This is a genomic window from Streptomyces alkaliphilus (genome assembly GCF_014141535.1).
Taxonomy (GTDB): Bacteria; Actinomycetota; Actinomycetes; order Streptomycetales; family Streptomycetaceae; genus Streptomyces; species Streptomyces alkaliphilus.
This window is the reverse complement of record NZ_VKHT01000866.1, coordinates 1-2,138: the sequence shown is the minus strand read 5'-3', so window position 1 is coordinate 2,138 and position 2,138 is coordinate 1. Positions and strand designations below refer to the sequence as shown.

Annotated in this window: 1 protein-coding gene; it reads left to right on the top strand. The window is 76.1% G+C overall.

Going from position 1 to position 2,138, the window contains the following annotated elements; all coding sequences use genetic code 11:
• Positions 1 to 230 precede the first annotated feature (230 nt).
• Entirely contained in the window at positions 231 to 2,036 is a 1,806-nt protein-coding gene (locus FNQ90_RS20610; RefSeq protein ID WP_182607725.1) for a protein kinase domain-containing protein, read from the top strand.
• Positions 2,037 to 2,138 lie beyond the last annotated feature (102 nt).

Here is a 2,138-nt window from a genome sequence, read left to right as displayed (position 1 = left end):
ACCACGGTCCGGCCCGCGATGCGGGAACGGGGTGGTGGACCCGACCCCGCCGGGCGCCACCGGGGCGCTCCCGCGGCCCCCGCGCGGTCCGCCCTCGAACGCCCCGCAAGGGCGCCGGCGCCGCCCGGGGACGGGCCGGGACGGCGGGGGTTCACTTCCGGCGACTTTGCGGTGAGGGGCGGAAACCGGTTTGATTGCTGCTCTCAACAGGGCGACGCAGGCGAGGACCGATGGCTGAGGAACGGGACGCCGCGGACGGCGCCGGCGGGGCGGAGACCACCGGCGGCGGGGCGCGAGGCGATCGCGGGATCCCGGGCGGCCCGGACTCCGGGGGCTACCGGGAGTTGGTCGGCGACGGCCGTTACCGCATCCTGCGCCGGCTGGGCCGTGGCGGCATGGCCGAGGTGTTCGCGGCGGAGGACGTGCGCCTGGGCCGGGTCGTCGCGGTCAAGTTGCTGCGCTCCGACCTCGCCGAGGATCCCATCGCCAAGGCGCGCTTCACGCGCGAGGCGCAGTCCGTCGCCGGGCTGAACCACCACGCGGTGGTCGCCGTGTTCGACTCCGGCGAGGAGCGGATGGGCGGCCAGGTCGTGCCGTACATGGTGATGGAGCTGGTCAACGGCCGCACCATCCGCGAGATGCTCAACGACGACGCGGACGCCATGGAGGAGGGGCGCGGCCCCGACGGTCCGGCGCGCACCAACCGGGCGCTGGACATCGTCTCCGGGGTGCTGGAGGCGTTGGCCTACAGCCACCAGCACGGCATCGTGCACCGCGACATCAAGCCCGCCAACGTGATCATCAACGAGACCGGCTCGGTCAAGGTGATGGACTTCGGCATCGCCCGCGCGCTGCACGGCGTGCAGTCCACCATGACGCAGACCGGCATGGTGATGGGCACCCCGCAGTACCTGTCGCCCGAGCAGGCGCTCGGCAAGGCCGTGGACACCCGCTCCGACCTGTACGCGGTGGGCTGCCTGCTGTACGAGCTGCTGACGCTGCGTCCGCCGTTCACCGGCGAGACCCCGCTGTCGGTGGTGTACCAGCACGTGCAGGACACCCCGCGACCCCCGTCGTCGGTGTCGCCGGAGGTACCGCCCGAGCTGGACGGGCTGGCGCTGCGGGCGCTGGCGAAGAACCCCGAGGACCGTTTCCAGTCCGCCGAGGAGATGCGGGCGCTGGTGCAGCACGCGCAGCGGATGCTGCGCGAGCACGGCGGGCACACCGGCGGCCTGTGGAACACCGGCTCACTGACCGCCGACACCCCGGCGATGGGCACCGCCGCCATGGGCGCGACCGCCGCCACGACGGCGATGCCCTCCGCGACCTCCTCCCACCGTGTCGCGGAGACCGGTCGGTTGGGCCCGCCGCTGCTGTTGGGCACCCCGCCGCGCGGGGAGGCCCGGGTCGGTGGGGCCGGTGACGGCGGCCCCGGCGGCCGGCGGCTTCCGCGCTGGGCGCTGCCCGCCGTACTGGCGGTGGCGGCGGTCGGGCTGGGCGTGCTGGTGGCGTTGCAGCTCACCGGTGGCGAGGAGCTGCCGACCGCCCCGGACCCGACCCCCACGGCACCGCAGGAGACCGGGGAGCCGGAGGAGACCGATGAACCCGAGGAGCCGGAGGAGACCGAGGAGCCCGAGGAGGAGACCACCGGCCCGTTCTCGCCCGACCCGGGATGGAACCAGTCGAGCGGCGGGTCGTCCGGCGGTGGCCAGGGCTCGAACGGCTGGCAGAACGGCGGGGGCACCGGCGGCGAGGTCGGCGGTGACGAGGGCGCGGTGACCGAGGGCACGGCCGAGGGCGCCGACGGCGGCGAGACCGGCGGTGACGACGCCGGCGGCACCGAACCGACCGGCAACCCCGACGCCGGGGGTGCCGGTGGTGGTGACCAGGGAGCCGCCGGCGGGGGTGACCAGGGCGGCACGCCCGGCAACCCGGGGGCCGCCGGTGGCGCGGGTGACCAGGGAGGCGGCGGTGCCGACGCCGGCGCCGCCGCGGGTGGCGACGGCGGTGCTCCTCCCGGGGGCGAGGGCGGCTGACGCGGGCCGAGGGACTTCCCCGGGGCCCCGGGTGCGGGAGACCGCGCCCGGGGCCCCGTCGTTCGCCCGTCACCCCTTGTCCGAGGGGCGGGACGGGCGAAC